The following is a 15,800-nucleotide window of genomic DNA, read 5'->3' as shown; positions in this document are numbered from 1 at the left end:
AAGACGCGATGATGTCAACGGTTGCTCTCAAACGGTCGTGGGCCCAGGACCTGGATACCGAGACCCTGTACAAGCTGTTGAAACTGCGCGTCGAAGTGTTCGTCGTCGAGCAGAAATGCGCCTACCCGGAACTCGACGGGCTCGACCTGCTGCCGGAGACCCGGCACTTCTGGCTCGACGACGAGGGTGAGGTCATCTGCACCCTGCGGCTGCTCGAGGAACACCACGACGGCGTGAAGTCCTTCCGCATCGGTCGTCTCTGCACCAGTGTTCCCGCCCGCGGACACGGCTACACCACCCGCGTGCTGCAGGCCGCCCTCGCCGAGGCGGGTTCGGCCACGGTCCGCCTCAACGCCCAGACCTACCTGGTCGACATGTACACCAAGCACGGCTTCAAGCCCGACGGCGACGAGTACATCGAAGACGGCATCCCGCATATCCCCATGCGCCGCGGCTGAGCTGCTGCACTATTCTCGGCCCCCACCGAAACCCGGTGCGGGGCCGGACCTTTGTCCGGGCACGGCGGTCACGATGTCGCCGCACCCGTGGTCGCACGGTGGGTCGATGCGTTGGAACCGGCCTGCGGCGCTCGAGCCCGCGAAGGCCGGGCCGGGTCTGACCGCTGGTCGGTGCGGCTGTCGCTCGGGTGCGCCGCTGTCTATCGCCCGCCCTGCGTTACGGGGCTGTTTACCTGCGGGCGCCGTTCGTGATCGTGGTGTGCCGTCTTGCGGGGCGGGTATCGGCGCAGTGTTCCGGCATGTCGAGGCGCTGTTCGACGCCGGTGCTGCGGTGCGAATGTCGATGCGTGGTGCTGCGGGCGTTGTTAGCGCGTCGGTGTGTCGGCGCGTTCCCTCCGGCGTGAGTGCGGGGGTCCGCCTGGCGACCGGCGGTCGATGCGGTGCGGTCGCCGGTGTGCCGGGGTCGTGGCGGAGCCGGTGTGCGGCGCGCATACAGTGGGGGCGTGTCGGCTTCCCGTGTTGCGCATCCCGAATCCGTACGAGTGGGCGGTTCCTCCGGTAACGAGGCCGGATTCCCGTTCTCGGCCGTGGTCGGCCAGGAGCGGTTGCAGCTCGCGCTGATCCTGTGCGCGGTGCACCCCGGCATCGGCGGTGTGCTGGTGCGGGGGGAGAAGGGGACCGCCAAATCGACCGTGGTGCGCGCGCTGGCGCAGCTGCTGCCGCCCATCGTGGACGAGAGCGGGGCGCGGCCCGCGCGGCTGGTGGAGCTGCCGGTGGGCGCGACCGAGGACCGTGTGGTCGGATCGCTGGATCTGGAGCGGGTGCTGCGCGACGGCGAGCAGGCGTTCAAGCCCGGTCTGCTGGCGGCCGCCCATCACGGCGTGCTCTACGTCGACGAGGTGAATCTGCTGCACGACCATCTGGTGGACGTGCTGCTCGACGCCGCCGCCATGGGACGGGTGCATATCGAACGCGATGGCGTCTCGGCCTCGCATCCGGCCCGCTTCGTCCTGGTGGGCACCATGAATCCGGAGGAGGGCGAGCTGCGGCCACAGCTGCTCGACCGGTTCGGCCTCACCGTCGATGTGGTCGCCTCGCGTGCGGTGGACGTGCGGATGGCGGTGGTGCGCCGCCGCCTCGACTACGAGGCCGACCCGGTCGGCTTCGCGGCCCGCTACGCCACCGCCGACCGTGAGGTGGCCGAGCGCATTCTGTCCGCGCGGGACCGGCTCGATGAGGTCGCGCTCGACACCGTGGAACTGCGCCGCATCGCCGCCCTGTGCGCGAGCTTCGACGTGGACGGAATGCGCGCCGACCTGGTGGTGGCGCGCACCGCCACCGCACACGCGGCCTGGCGCGGCGGCAACGCTGTCACCGAGGACGACGTGCGGGTGGCGGCGGAACTCGCACTGCCGCACCGGCGGCGGCGCGATCCCTTCGACGAGCCCGGTATCAGCGAGGAGCAGCTGGACGAGGCCATGCGACAGGCGGCGGAGGAAGCCGCGCGGGCGCAGGAGGACGATCCGGGAAAAGCGATGGGGTCTCGCCCGACGACGGTGCGGGGCCGCTGACCGACGACGCGGAATCCGAAGGGGACGGCGCGGATTCGCCCGAACCCGAGGACGCGCAGGGCCGTTCGGACGCTGCCGGGGGGCGTTCGGAGAGCCGTGCGGGCCGTCCGGACCCCTCCGACGGCCGTTCGGACGATATGAGCAGCCCTCCGGATCCGCCCGAGCTGGAATCGGATCCGACCGAGCCGAATTCCCCCGATGCCGAAGCGGATTCACCCGCCCGAGCACCGGGCGGCTCGGAGGCTGCGGGCGGCGAGCCGAATTCCGGCCGTCCCGCCCGGGAGGGCGATGCGGGCCTGCCCGCGCTCTCCCCGGCCAAGCCTCCGCGCTGGGAGGTCCCCGGTATCGGCGAGGGTGCGCCCGGCCGCCGCTCCCGCGCCCGCACCCGGCAGGGCCGGGTGGTGCGCGCCACCCCGGACACCACCGGCGGCCTGCACCTGCTCGGCACCATCTTCGCCGCCGCACCGCACCAGCTCGCCCGGGGCCGCCGCTCCGGTCCGCTCGCGCTGGCCGCCGACGATCTGCGCGGCGCGTATCGCGAAGGCCGCGAAGGGAATCTGGTCGTGTTCGTGGTCGACGCCTCCGGTTCCATGGCGGCGCGTGACCGCCTCTCCGCCGTCACCGGGGCGGTGGTGGCGCTGCTGCGCGACGCCTATCAGCGCCGCGACAAGGTCGCCGTCATCACCGTGCGCGGTCAGGACGCCGAACTGGTGCTGCCGCCGACCTCCTCGGTGGACATCGCCGTCCGCCGCCTGGCGGGCATCCGGACCGGTGGCAAAACCCCACTGGCGCAAGGGCTGCTGAAGGCCCGCGAGGTGCTGGCCCGCGAACGCGTCCGCGACCCCCAGCGCCGCCCGCTCATCGTCCTGCTCACCGACGGCCGCGCCACCGGCGGCGCCGATCCGGTTCCGCGCGCCCGCACCGCCGCCCGCCTGCTGGCCGGTGACGGCGTCACCGCCATGGTGGTGGACTGCGAACGGGGCATGGTCCGCCTGGGTCTGGCCCGCGATATCGCCCGCGATCTGCGCGCCGGATACCTGCGACTGGGCGAGCTCACCGGCGAGTCGGTCGCGGGCGTGGTCCGCGCCGGGGTCGGCGTCGCCTGATCGGCTCACCGGCGTACTCGTCCCGTGGGCCGCGGTGCCGGGCGTCGGTGTGACCGATCGGCCGCCGCACGACCGCGGGGAACCAATCGCCCCGCTCGCACGTCTAAGGGAAATGGGGATATTTCGTCGTCGTCGTAACCGACGGGCCGACCGGCGCGGCCAGGTGGCCGACAATGGGGCCGATTTCATGGGGGAGGCCGCACCGGCCCTGATCGAGGCCGCCGCGCCCGACGTGTTCGCGCTCCGTGACCGGGGCGAAGGCGCGCAGCGGGTCCGCCGGTCACGCGGGTGAGGAGCGCCCGTAGACCACCGGGCGGCGGGCGGCTCGGGTCGCCGCCAGGAACTCGCTGCGGTCGGCGCGCCGCCCGGCGGTGGGTGCGGTGCGGCCGTGTGGCACCGTTGGGGGCGTCGACCGGGGGTCGCCGTCGCGAAAGGAGCCATGTTCCATGCCCAAGGGTGTTCCGCTGCTGGAGAGTATTCCCGATGACGGACTGACGACGCGGCAGCGGCGCAATCAGCCGGTGCTCGCGGTGCACACCGGCACCGGCAAGGGGAAGTCGACGGCGGCGTTCGGGATGGCGTTGCGGGCGTGGAATCAGGGCTTCGACATCGCCGTCTTCCAGTTCGTGAAGAGCGCCAAATGGAAGGTGGGGGAGGAGGCTGCCTTCCGCACGCTCGGTGGCCTGCACGGGCAGACCGGTGCGGGCGGGGCCGTGGAATGGCACAAGATGGGCGAGGGCTGGTCCTGGACCCGCAAGCACGGCACCGAGGAGGATCACGCCGCCGCCGCGCTGGCGGGCTGGCAGGAGATCGCGCGCCGCCTGGCCGCCGAGCAGCACCGCTTCTACGTTCTCGACGAATTCACCTACCCGCTGAAGTGGGGCTGGGTCGACGTGGACGAGGTGGTCGACACCCTCCGCGCGCGTCCCGGCAATCAGCACGTGGTCGTTACCGGCCGCGACGCCCCGCAGGCACTCCTGGACGCCGCCGACCTGGTCACCGATATGACCAAGGTGAAACACCCCATGGACGCGGGCCGCAAGGGCCAGCGGGGGATCGAATGGTGAGTACCCCGGCGGTGGTGATCGCCGCACCCGCATCCGGCAGTGGGAAGACGACGGTCGCAACGGGTTTGATCGGCGCGCTGCGGCGGGCGGGGCATCGGGTGGCCCCCTTCAAGGTCGGCCCCGACTACATCGACCCCGGCTATCACGGGCTGGCGGCCGGCCGCCCAGGCCGCAATCTCGATCCCGTGCTGGTGGGCGCGGAACGGATCGCGCCGCTGTACCGCCACGGCAGCCGCGGCTGCGACATCGCCGTGGTGGAGGGCGTCATGGGTCTGTTCGACGGCCGCATCGACGAGCACAACACCGCCCCGGTGGCCGAGGGCTCCACCGCCCAGATCGCCGCCATGCTCGGTGCGCCGGTCGTCCTCGTGGTCGACGCCCGCGGTCACAGCCAGAGCCTGGCCGCCCTGTTGCACGGTTTCGCCACTTTCGACAGCGGTATCCGCCTCGGCGGCGTCATCCTCAACCGCGTCGGCAGCGAACGCCACGAACAGGTGCTGCGCGCCGCCTGCGACCGAGTCGGCCTCCCCGTCCTCGGTGCGCTGCCCCGCATGACCGAATTGGCCGTCCCCTCCCGCCATCTCGGCCTGATTCCCGCCGTCGAACACGGCACCGCCGCCGAATCCGCGGTGGCGGCCATGACCGACCTCATCGCCGCACACATCGACCTGCCCGCGGTGGTGTCCCTGGCAGTCTCCCGGGTCACCGGCCCCGCCTGGGACCCCGCCGCGGAACTGCGGACCGCGATGGCGGCGCACGGTATCCGCTCGGCAGATGCCGCTGTCGCCGATCAGACCCACGAGCCGGGCATTCCCACCTCGACCGGTCCCGCCGAGGCGGTCGTGGGCGTCGGTGCCGCTGTCGGCGAGGGCCGCGAGCCCGTCGGCGAATCCGTCATGCGGGACGTCGGCGTCGGTGCTCGGCGGCGTGACGGTGCGACCGGTGGCGGAGTGGGCGGTGCCGGATTCGGTGGTGTGCGAGCCGGTGTGGTCGTCGCGGTCGCCGGGGGCGCCGCGTTCACCTTCGGTTACGCCGAGCATCGGGAACTGCTCGAGGCGGCCGGGGCGCGGGTGGTGGTTTTCGATCCGCTGTGTAACGAATTGCCGCCCGGCACAGCGGGTCTGGTGTTGCCCGGCGGGTTCCCCGAGGAGCATGCGGCGGAGCTGTCTGCGAATGCCGCGCTGCGCGACGCGGTGGCCGAGAGCGCGCGGCGGGGTATGCCGATCCATGCCGAATGCGCCGGTCTGCTCTACCTGACCCGCACGCTCGACGGCCATCCCATGGCCGGAGTCGTCGACGCCGCGGCCGAATTCGGACCTCGCCTCACCCTCGGCTATCGGGATGCGGTAGCGCTGTCCGATTCTCCGCTGTGGTCGGCGGGCGAACGGGTGCGCGGCCACGAGTTCCATCGCACCCGGCTTACCGTCGCGGGCGCAGACCTTCCCGCCTGGGGCTGGCGCTCACCCACCGGCGAAACGGTCAGGGAAGGCGCTCTCCCGCACCGCGTCCACGCCTCCTACCTGCACACCCACCCCGCCGGAAATCCGGCCGCCATCGCCCGCTTCGTCACCGCCGCAGCGGATTTCGCCCGGAGCCGGACAGGTGCCTGACGCGCCCGGCGGCGCTGTCGACATCGACCGGCACCGCACTCCGGATCGGCTTCAGCCGACCGATCACCGGGTGGGTGGCCATCGCCGCAGCGGCCTGGTGCGTTTGGACATACCACCGTCCGCTGGTGCCGTAGCGCCCGGGGGGAGTGGGTTCTCGTGACGGGTGCTCTCGTGGTCGGCGTGGGCATGCGGGCAGGGGCCGATGCCGGCGACATTCTCGATGCGGTGCGTGCGGTGGCCGCCGAGGTCGAGATCGCCTGTCTGGCCACCGTGGACCGCAGGGCCGAGGAGCCCGGATTGGTCGCGGCGGCAGCCGAGCTCGGCGTTCCGGTCGTCGCGTTCACACCTGACGAACTGGCGGCCGTGGCGGTGCCCAACCCCTCGGTGCGCACCGCCGCCGCGCTCGGCACGCCGAGCGTGGCGGAGGCCGCCGCACTGCGCGCGGCGACGGGCGGGCGGCTGGTGGTGCGGAAGCGCGTGGTCGGCGAAATCACGGTGGCGACGGCCGTGTTCGGCGGACGCTAGCGGGCCCGCCCCGTCGATCGCATCGCGAGGCGGCCGTTTCGTCAGGGAGGCCCCGCGTGGTTAGGGAGGCCCCGCGTGGTTAGGGACGCCCCGCGTGACTAGGGACGCCCCGCGTGACTAGGGACGCCCCGCGCCGGGTGTCGGCGCGGGGTCCCGTCGAACCGTGGCATGGAGTACTTCGTTACCGCCGCCCCGTCGGATTGCTCAGGGTGCCACCGACGTCCAGTCGGCGAATCCGGTCGGGTCGTGGCGGCCCAGGCTGCCGTGTTCGAACAGCCCCCATCCTTCGGCATCTCCGCAGCGGGCCTTGCCCACGTGGTCGATGACGCCGAACGGGATGCGGCCCGCGATGGCGGGATCGGTGAGGTCGTAGCGGCGGCTGTCGACCCAGGCGCGGCCCTTCCACTGGCCGTGCAGCCAGTCGGGGTCGCCACCGTAGCCGCAGCCCACATTGAGGGCGATGAAGGTTCCGGCTTCGACCTCGACCTCGAGCGGCTTGCCGTCGGGGGTGGTCAGTTCGAGACGCAGCGCCACCGGGATCCGGGTGCCGGACTTGTAGGTGAGGTGTACCCGCGGCCAGCCGAGCTGTTCGATGCGCCCGTCGTGCCAGATGCGGGTGGCGTCGTTGAGCGTGCGGAACCCGTTGGGTTCCTCCTGCACGATGACGATGATGGAGAAGTCGTCGAAGCGCAGCGGCACGTACAACCACCAGAAGCCCTGTGACGGTTCGTCGGCCGCGCGTCCCGGCGGATCGGATTCGCCGACGGGCCGGATGCCCCAGGACCGGTCCCGGGTCCCGGTCCACACCGCCGGATCGACGGTGTAATCGGTGCCGTCCACGGTGAGCGTCCCCGACCACGACCCGACCTGCGCGAATCGCTGCGCGTCGATGATGGGCCGGTTCAGCCCGGTGATGATGGTGTGCGGCTCCTCGCGCACCACGGGAAACGCGCCCTCCCAGGTCATGTCGAAGGACAGGTCGTCGTGCTCGCACACGGCTCGGATCCTGTGCAGCGGCTCGATCACCTCCAGCCGGTACCCGCCGACGGCGAGATCCAGGCTGCGCTCGGTCAATGCGTCCGAGAAGCGCACCGCCCGTTGCTCGTTCCCGCGTCGCACGGTCGCGAAGGCGTCCACCACACCGAGATTCGGGTACACACCGAACCCGGTGACGAGGAAGGTGCCACCGTCCCGGTCGGAGGCGTTGAAATAGCTGCGATCGTAGAAGTTCCGATCGCTGGTTCCCACTCGCGCCATGGGCAGCGGCGTCTGGTGGAGGGGGTATTCGTCCAATGGGCCGATCATGTCGTTTCCTCGGTTCGCGGGGTCAATCCCAGGCGTAGGTGCCGTCGAGCAGTGCCTGCAGCAGTGGCCGGTGCATGACGTAGTCGTCGCGGTCGGTGGTGTCGGTGTCCTCGCCGAAATGGATCATCCGGCGTTTGATGCGCGCCATGACGATGCCGTGTCGCAGCGCCGCGTACATGAGGTACCAGTCCAGGTCGCGCACCCGGTGCCCGGTGAACTCCTCGTACAGCCGCTCGACGTCGCTGCGCCGCATGAAGTCCGGCAGGCCGGGCTGGTCGAATCGGGTGGCGATGTCCTGGAAGAACCGGTGGATGAGCACTGTCCACGCCACATCGAGTTCGCGCGGGCCGATGGCCGCCATCTCCCAGTCCAGCACCGCGACCGGATCGAATTCGCCGAACATGATGTTCCCGGGCCGGGCGTCGCCCCAGCTGAGCACATCCGGTCCGGGATCGGCTGGCCAGTGTTCCTCCAGCCAGTCGAAGGCGCGTTCCAGGATCGGGATGCGATAGCCGTCGCGTGCGAGAGCCCAGTCGTACCAAGCCTTCTGGGCGTCCACGTGCCGCCGCAGCGATGGTCCCGCCCCCGCCAGCGTCGGGAACCGCTCGGCGGGATTCTCGATGGCGTGGATCTTGGCGATGATCTGGATGGTGTTGCGGGTCACCGTGTACCGCTGCTCCGGCGTGGCGTCGAACAGCCAGCCGAGGAAGACGTAGGGCGGGTTGTCCTCGGGGACCCGACCGTGCACCCGCCGCATGACGAAGAACGGCGCGCCCAGCACGCTGGGATCCGGCTCCATCCAGGCCAGCGGCGGCACCGGCACGTCGGTGGCCTCGGCCACCTCGGCCATGACGGCGAATTGTGTTGCCAGATCGTATGTTTCGAAGACCGGGAAGGAACTTTCCTCCGGTGGCAGCCGCGCCACGAACGCGCCACCGGCCGCCGCGCCGTTCTCGGTCCAGGCGGCGTCGAAGAGCAGGGTGGTGCTCGACATGCCGCCCGCCGTCGGGCGGGTGATGGACGTGACCTCGGGCGGCCGGTCCGCCTCGACCTTGGTGGCGAGCCACTGCGCCAGCGCGACCGCGACCGCGTCGAGGTCGCGTTCGGTGGTGGTCAGTTGCCGCCGCTGGTTGGGATCGGCGTCGGCCGATGTCATGGATCCTCCTGACACAGTGGAACGGTGAGTGGAATGTAACGCGTTCTAATTACCCCGCGGCGTGAAATCGACGGATGGATTTCGTTAGTTCCGGTCACCGGGATATCCGCTTGTCCTTCCCCGGCTGTACTGGGGAAATACGCCGCGGTGCGGATGGCACGTACGCCGGGAGGGGTACGTCGGCTCCGGCGGAACCGGGGTGTAAATCAGGGTCTGCCTGGAGGCCGCGCGCGCCCGGAATTCATAGCGTCGAACTCTCGAGAAAAGAGAGGGGACACCATGAGCGTGGGCACGGTCGCCGTCGACACCGGCCTCGATCAGCCTCCGGTGGCCGCGACGCGGTGGAATCCGTTCACCCGCATTGCCTTCCGCTTCAGCTTCGTCTACTTCGGGCTGTTCTGCGTGCTCTTCCCGCAGATACTGCTGTCGTTTCTGGGGCCGCTCACGCGGTGGCTGCCGGACGACCTGGTCATGCAGTACGCACGGCTGCCCGAACCGGTCATCGAGTCGGTGGGCCGCACGGTTTTCGGGGCCGAAGCGGTACTGCGCGATTCGGGCAGCGGTGACCAGGTCTACTTCTTCGTCCTGGTGTTCTGCATCCTCGTCGCCGCGCTGGCCGCGACGGTCGTCTGGACCCTGCTGGACCGGTGGCGCACCGAATACCGCCGCCTGGCGGGCTGGTTCCTGCTCTTCATCCGCCTGTGCCTGGCCACCCAGATGCTGCTGTACGGCTTCGCCAAGGCCATTCCCACCCAGATGTCGGAACCGTCGCTGGTGACGCTGCTCCAGCCGTACGGCGACTTCACGCTCATGTCGGTGCTGTGGAGCCAGGTCGGCGCGTCCCCGACCTACCAGATCCTGCTCGGGGTGGCCGAGATCCTCGGCGGCCTGCTGCTGCTCCTGCCGCGCACCGCGCTGGCGGGTGCGCTGCTGAGCCTGGTGAGCATGGCGCAGGTTTGGGTGCTGAACATGACCTACGACGTGCCGGTGAAACTGCTGTCGTTCCACCTGCTGCTGTTGACCCTGGTGCTGCTGGCCCCGGAGGCCCGCCGGGTGACCGCGGTGCTGCTCGGCGGCGCGGCGGGACCGTCCACCATGCCACGGCCCTTCCACGGCCGCGCCGCCCGGATCGCCGCCGTGGCCCAGATCGTGCTGGCGGCGTGGCTGTGTGTCGGCTTCGCGCAGGTCACTCTGGAGGGATATCGAGAATGGGGCGGCGGTCGGCCGACCTCCGAGCTGTACGGCATCTGGAACGTCGACGAGTTCACCCGCGACGGCATTCCGCAGCCGCCGGTGCTCACCGATGAGAACCGATGGCGGCGCGTGGTGTTCGAGGATCTCGAGGTGATCCACTTCCAGCGGATGGACGACGAACTGGTGCCCGTGCTCGGCACGGTGGACAGCGGGACGCACACCATCGTCATGAAGCAGGACCCGTCCGCGCCCACCTGGGCGGACTTCACCTACGAGCGTCCGGCTCCCGATCGGCTGCTGCTGACCGGCACGATCGACGGCCGACCGGTCACCATGACATTGACCCGGCAGGATGAGAACGAATTCCCGTTGCGCGGGCCGGGATTCCACCTGGTGCAGGACTATCCCCAGTTGAGCGGAGGCGTGCGGTGAGCTGGAGCCGGGCCGGGGAGTGAGCGGATCCCGGCGGACCCGGTCGCGGCATCGCCACGACGATTCCCGATCCCGAACGGGAACTGCGGATGTCGCTCCGGTTCGCGGGTAAGACCTATCGGGAGTTCAACCCGGCCTCCGTCGACGACGCCGACCGGGTGGTCGTTCGGATCTCCCCGACCAAGGTCCTCGGCCGCCTCTGAGTCCGTCCGATGCGTGGCTGCGATCGGGCGTCACCGGTGATCACGGTGAGGTTCCTATCGTTTGCCGCACGGAAGCCGGTCGGATGTCGGGTCCGCGCGGCCAGGCCGTAGGCTCGAACCTTGTGCAGAACACGTCAGCCGCATCTCATGACCGCGCCGGCGGCGACCCGAACTTCGCTCCCCGCGCGTGCGGGGATGAGCCGTACCTGGCCGGATTGGATCTGAACGGTCGTCGCGTCGTCGTCGTGGGTGGCGGGACCGTCGCCCAGCGGCGGCTCGGACTGCTCATCGCCTCCGGCGCGGACGTGCACGTGATCACTCGGGCCACCACCCCGGCGGTGGAGGGCATGGCCACCTCCGGGCAGCTCACCCTCACCCTGCGCGACTATGTCGACGGCGACCTGGACGGGGCCTGGTACGCCCTGGCATGCACCGACGAGCCCGACACCAACGCGGCCGTGGTCGCCGAGGCCGAGCGCCGACGCGTCTTCTGCGTGCGCGCCGACGCCGCTCGCTTCGGCACCGCCGTCACCCCGGCCACCGCCCGCTACGACGGTCTGACCCTCGGCGTGCTGGCCGGCGGCGAGCACCGCCGTTCCGCCGCCGTGCGCACCGCGCTGCTCGAGGCGCTGCAATCCGGGGTGGTCACCGACGAATCCGAACCGACCGCCCCGGGCGTCGCGCTCATCGGCGGCGGACCCGGCGATCCCGATCTCATCACCGTGCGCGGCCGCCGCCTGCTGGCGCGAGCCGATCTGGTGGTGGCCGACCGGCTCGCCCCGCCGGAACTGCTCGCCGAACTCGGCCCGCATGTCGAGGTGGTCGACGCCGCCAAGATCCCGTACGGCCGCGCCATGGCGCAGGAGGCCATCAACAACGCGCTCGTCGAAGGAGCGAAGGCGGGCAAATTCGTGGTGCGGCTCAAGGGCGGCGACCCGTATGTGTTCGGGCGCGGCTTCGAGGAGTTGGAGGCGTGCGCGGCGGCGGGCGTCCCGGTGACGGTGGTCCCCGGGGTCACCAGCGCCATCTCGGTGCCCGCCCTGGCCGGGATACCGGTCACCCATCGCGGCGTCACCCACGAATTCGTGGTGGTCAGCGGCCATGTCGCCCCCGACCATCCGGATTCGCTGGTGGACTGGCCCGCGCTGGCCCGGTTGCGCGGCACCATTGTGCTGCTCATGGCGGTGGAACGGATCGAACAGTTCGCCGCGGCCCTGCTCGCGGGCGGGCGCGCCGCCGACACCCCGGTCACCGTCGTCCAGGAGGGCAGCCTGCGCACGCAGCGAACCCTGCGCGCGGAACTCGCCACCGTGGCCGAGCGCGTGCGGGCGGCGGGCATCCGCCCGCCCGCGATCATCGTCATCGGCCCCACCGCCGGATTCACCGCGGGCACGCCGGACGCTGAGGCTGTGTCTGTCGACCAGGGCGCGGGCTGAGCTGGCAGCCGGTGCGAGCTGAGTTGGCAGGCGGCGTGGGCTGAGTTGGCAGCCGGCGTGGGCTGAGTTGGCAGGCGGCGTGGGCTGAGTTGGCAGGCGGCGTGAGGTTGACGGTCGGCGTGGGCTGGTCGTGCGAGTTCTTCGGCGTCCTGTCGGGTTCGATCGGAGACACGCATCCCGCGGGCGAGAACCGACTGGTCGGTCATTCGCGCGTACGGACCGGTTGTGCTTGGTCGGTGTGCGAGCCTCCGGGGGTGGGCGATGGTTGAGGTCCCCGACGCGACGCCCAGTCGGACCGATCGTCGGCGTGCGTCGGTCGCGCCGGTTGCGCGCCTCAGGTCGGGGGCGTGTGGAGGCTACCGGGCGGCCGCTGCGTGGCTCCGCCCGCGCGGTGAGATCGGTTGGCCGTGTCCGGCATCCATTACAGTGGCTTGCTGTGCTCGATAAACCCGCTGCGACGATGCAGTATCCGGTGACCACGCGGGCGTTCGGGCTCGCAATCCTCGTCCTGAGCGGGCTGCAGCTGATGGTGGTGCTCGACGGCACCGTCATGATTCTCGCGCTGCCGCGGCTCCAGGAGGAGATGGGCCTGTCCAGTTCGGGCAGCGCCTGGACCGTCACCGCCTACGGCTTGCCGTTCGCCGGACTCATGCTGCTCGGCGGGCGGCTCGGCGACTCCTTCGGCCGCAAACGCATGCTCATCATCGGTGTGGCGGTGTTCACGGTGGCGTCCGCGCTCTGCGGCACCGCCACCAACGAGGCCTGGCTCATCGCCGCCCGCGCGCTCCAGGGCACCGGTGCCGCCATTGCCGCGCCCACCGCATTCGCGCTCGTGGCAAGCACTTTCGCGCCGGGGCCCGCGCGCAATCAGGCCATCGCCATCTTCGGATCCATGGTGGGCATCGGCTCGGTCGGCGGTCTGGTGATCGGCGGCGCGCTCACCCAGGTCGACTGGCGCTGGATCTTCTGGATCAATGTCCCCATCGGCATCCTCATCGTGATCGGCGCGATCTACCAGCTGCGCGATACCGAGCACCACCGCAGCAGCATGGATGTGCGCGGCGCGATCCTGGGCACGGTCGCGGTGGCGGCCATCGTGTTCGCCGCCACCGAGGGGCCGGTGTACGGGTGGGAAAGCGCGATCATCCTCGGTTCGCTCATCGGCGGTTTCGTGCTGCTGCTCGTCTTCATCTTCGCCGAGCGCGCGGTCGCCAATCCGCTGCTGCCGTGGTCGCTGTTCGACAGCCGCGACCGGGTGATCTCTTTCGTCGCCATCTTCCTGGCCTCGGGTGTGCTGGGTGCGACCACCTACTTCGTGGCGCAGTTCCTGCAGAACGTGCTCGGCTACAGCCCGCTGATGGCGGGTCTGGCGAGCATTCCGTTCACGGTGGGCGCGGGCGTCGGCACGGCCGTCGCGTCCAAACTGGCCATGCTGGTTCCGCCGCGCTGGCTGCTGTTCGCCGCCGCCCTGCTGCTGGCCGCCGGACTCTTCTTCGGCTCCACCCTGGATCAGACCGCCCAGTATTTCCCGACCCTGCTGATCCTGCTGTCCGTGGTCGGCTTCGCGGTGGGCACCACCATCGTGATCCTGCCGCTGTGTGTGCTGGTGGGCGTGGACATGGCGAATATCGGCCCGCTGTCGGCGGTCGGCCAGATGTTCATGAATATGGGCACCCCGGTCGCGGTCGGCCTGCTCAGCCCGGTCGCGGCCTCCCGCACCCTCTCGCTGGGCGGGCACACCGGCAAGGCAGCCGATATGAGCACCACCGAAATCGCCGCGCTCGGCAGCGGTTACACCCTGGTGCTGCTGGTCTGCGCCATCGGCACCGCCATCATGGGCCTGCTCGCCCTCACCCTCCGCTACACACCCGCCCAGCTGGCGCAGGCCCAGCACAACCAGGAAGAGGCCGAACGCTCCTGAGCGCAGTGGCGAAAACCACTGTGCGTCAGAGGTGTTGCGAGGACGGCCGTTTCGGCACACTGCGTCAGTGAGCACCGACGCGATACTGATGGAACGGTGGACGGCGCTGGCCGGTCCGGAGGCGCGTGCGGCGGGGGAGGATCTCGTCCGGCGGTATCGCGAGCCGCATCGGCACTACCGAGTCCGCCGCGCGAGCGAACCTCACGCGTGAACTCGCCGCGCTGGCGGATCAGCGGGCGCCCCACGTGTAGGTCTGTCGGCGCGGCCTCGGATTCACACGGCCAACGGGGGCGGGGCAGCGGCGGCCCGCTGCACACAGTCTCCGGTGGCTCCCACACCGAACCCGGTGTAACCAGCCGACTGCACCGTCCGCCCTCGGTATGCCAGCTGGCGTCGGCGCGGTCGTCGCAGCGGCAGCGCGCCATCAGCGACAGGCCGGTCAGCCGAGATGGCCGTCCGCGACCGTCAGTGCCTGATCCAGCAGCCCCAGACCCTCCTTGGCCTCGGCTTCGGTGATGGTGCACGGCGGCACCACGTGCAGGCGGTTGAAGTTCACGAACAGCAGCAGCCCGGCGGCCTTGGCGGCGGCCACGGTGTCGATCATGGCCTGGCTGGTGCCGCCGTAGGGGGCGAGTGGTTCGCGGGTGGCGCGGTCGCGCACCAGTTCCACGGCCCAGAAGACCCCGAGTCCGCGCACCTCGCCGATGCTCGGATGGCGTTCGGCCAGCTCCCGCAGACCCGGTCCGATGACGCGCGCTCCGATATCGGCGGCGTTCTCGACGATCCGCTCCTCGGTCATGGCGTTGATGGTCGCCACGGCGGCGGCCGTGGCCAGCGGATGCCCGGAATAGGTGAGCCCGCCCGGATACGCCCGCTCGTCGAAGGTGGCGGCGATCTCGGGGCTGATGGCCACCCCGCCCAGCGGCACGTATCCGGAGTTCACGCCCTTGGCGAAGGTGATGAGGTCGGGCACCACACCCTCGAAATTCTGGACGGCGAACCATTTTCCGGTGCGCCCGAAGCCCGCCATCACCTCGTCGGCGATGAGGACGATTCCGTGCCGGTCGCACAGTTCGCGCACCCCGGCCACGTATCCCGGTGGGGGAACCATGATTCCGGCCGTGCCGGGGACCGGTTCCAGGATGATGGCCGCGATGGTGGCCGGTCCCTCGAACAGGATCGTCTGCTCCAGATGCTCCAGCGCCCGCCGCGACTCCTCGGCCTCGGTGGCGGCATGGAATTGGCTGCGGTACAGGAACGGTCCGAAGAAGTGGACGACACCGCTGCTGCCGTGGTCGTTGGGCCAGCGGCGGGGGTCGCCGGTGAGATTGACCGCGGTATCGGTGCCGCCGTGGTAGGAGCGGTAGCGGGCGAGCACCTTGGGGCGGCCGGTGTGCAGCCGCGCCATCCGCACCGCGTGCTCCACCGCGTCCGCGCCGCCATTGGTGAAGAAGATGCGGTCGAGTTCACCGGGGGTGCGCTCGGCGATGAGCCGCGCCGCCTCGGAGCGGGCGTCGTTGGCGTGCGGCGGGGCGACCGTGCACAGCTTGGCCGCCTGTTCCTGGATGGCGGCGACCACCTTCGGATGCTGGTGGCCGATATTGGTGTTCACCATCTGCGAGGAGAAGTCCAGCAGCCGGTTGCCGTCGCCGTCCCACACATAAGAGCCCTGCGCGGCCGTGACCACCATCGGTTTCAGCGCCGCCTGCGCCGACCAGGAGTGGAAGATGTGCTTGCGGTCCAATTCGTAAGCGCGGGCGGCCTGTTCGCGTGCCGCCTCGGGCGTGAGTCCGTTCGGAAGGGTCATGATGGTCCT

General features: G+C 70.5%; 12 protein-coding genes and 1 pseudogene. 9 read left to right on the top strand and 4 right to left on the bottom strand.

From position 1 onward, the window contains the following. Nucleotides 1-8 precede the first annotated feature (8 nt). Both QMO76_RS17620 and QMO76_RS17615 read left to right on the top strand, forming a co-directional pair. The gene (locus QMO76_RS17620; protein ID WP_029929906.1) at nt 9-458 is read left to right on the top strand and encodes a GNAT family N-acetyltransferase; all 450 of its coding nucleotides are present in this window, start codon (nt 9-11) and stop codon (nt 456-458) included. A gap of 571 nt (nt 459-1,029) precedes the next feature. Continuing rightward, nucleotides 1,030-3,135, top strand: a pseudogene (locus QMO76_RS17615) (magnesium chelatase subunit D family protein); the annotation flags it as partial. Between the two features lie 280 nt (nt 3,136-3,415). Here the strand turns inward: QMO76_RS17615 and QMO76_RS17610 are convergent. Beyond that, entirely contained in the window at nt 3,416-3,589 is a 174-nt protein-coding gene (locus tag QMO76_RS17610) for a hypothetical protein (protein WP_306362404.1), read from the bottom strand. Here QMO76_RS17610 and cobO point away from each other — a divergent pair. The 3 genes from cobO to QMO76_RS17595 all read left to right on the top strand — a co-directional run bounded on the left by cobO (nt 3,582) and on the right by QMO76_RS17595 (nt 6,337). Next, nucleotides 3,582-4,202: a cob(I)yrinic acid a,c-diamide adenosyltransferase gene (gene cobO, locus QMO76_RS17605; protein WP_306362403.1), complete on the top strand. Its 621-nt coding sequence runs from the start codon at nt 3,582-3,584 to the stop codon at nt 4,200-4,202. The two genes, QMO76_RS17610 and cobO, sit on opposite strands and share 8 nt — an antisense overlap. Continuing rightward, on the top strand, nt 4,196-5,812 hold the full coding sequence (locus tag QMO76_RS17600; protein WP_306362402.1) for a cobyrinate a,c-diamide synthase: 1,617 nt from the start codon (nt 4,196-4,198) through the stop codon (nt 5,810-5,812). The genes cobO and QMO76_RS17600 overlap by 7 nt, the downstream gene beginning before the upstream one ends. A gap of 156 nt (nt 5,813-5,968) precedes the next feature. Further along, entirely contained in the window at nt 5,969-6,337 is a 369-nt protein-coding gene (locus QMO76_RS17595; protein ID WP_306362401.1) for a cobalamin biosynthesis protein, read from the top strand. 204 nt (nt 6,338-6,541) lie between these two features. Here the strand turns inward: QMO76_RS17595 and QMO76_RS17590 are convergent, their stop codons facing one another. Together QMO76_RS17590 and QMO76_RS17585 are read right to left on the bottom strand one after the other, a co-directional pair. Next, nucleotides 6,542-7,642: a hypothetical protein gene (locus QMO76_RS17590; protein WP_306362400.1), complete on the bottom strand. Its 1,101-nt coding sequence runs from the start codon at nt 7,640-7,642 to the stop codon at nt 6,542-6,544. 22 nt (nt 7,643-7,664) lie between these two features. After that, entirely contained in the window at nt 7,665-8,798 is a 1,134-nt protein-coding gene (locus tag QMO76_RS17585) for a phosphotransferase family protein (protein ID WP_306362399.1), read from the bottom strand. 279 nt (nt 8,799-9,077) lie between these two features. Between QMO76_RS17585 and QMO76_RS17580 the strand changes: the two genes are divergently transcribed. The 4 genes from QMO76_RS17580 (at nt 9,078) to QMO76_RS17565 (ending at nt 14,195) form a co-directional block, all read left to right on the top strand. Beyond that, entirely contained in the window at nt 9,078-10,424 is a 1,347-nt protein-coding gene (locus QMO76_RS17580; protein WP_306362398.1) for a DoxX family protein, read from the top strand. Nucleotides 10,425-10,833: 409 nt separating this feature from the next. Continuing rightward, nucleotides 10,834-12,063 (top strand): uroporphyrinogen-III C-methyltransferase, encoded by a 1,230-nt coding sequence (gene cobA, locus QMO76_RS17575; RefSeq protein ID WP_306362683.1) that lies wholly within the window; start codon nt 10,834-10,836, stop codon nt 12,061-12,063. 460 nt (nt 12,064-12,523) lie between these two features. Next, complete coding sequence (locus tag QMO76_RS17570) at nt 12,524-13,984, top strand: MFS transporter (RefSeq protein WP_306362682.1); 1,461 nt, start codon at nt 12,524-12,526, stop codon at nt 13,982-13,984. Nucleotides 13,985-14,051: 67 nt separating this feature from the next. Continuing rightward, entirely contained in the window at nt 14,052-14,195 is a 144-nt protein-coding gene (locus QMO76_RS17565) for a hypothetical protein (protein ID WP_306362397.1), read from the top strand. A 228-nt stretch (nt 14,196-14,423) separates the two neighbouring features. On the opposite strand, the gene QMO76_RS17560 is transcribed toward QMO76_RS17565, so the two are convergent. Continuing rightward, nucleotides 14,424-15,791, bottom strand: a complete 1,368-nt coding sequence (locus QMO76_RS17560) for an aspartate aminotransferase family protein (protein ID WP_306362396.1) — start codon at nt 15,789-15,791, stop codon at nt 14,424-14,426. Nucleotides 15,792-15,800: the final 9 nt, after the last annotated feature.

This window comes from Nocardia sp. CC227C (assembly GCF_030767025.1).
Lineage (GTDB): Bacteria > Actinomycetota > Actinomycetes > Mycobacteriales > Mycobacteriaceae > Nocardia.
This window is presented reverse-complemented; position numbering and strand designations above follow the sequence as displayed.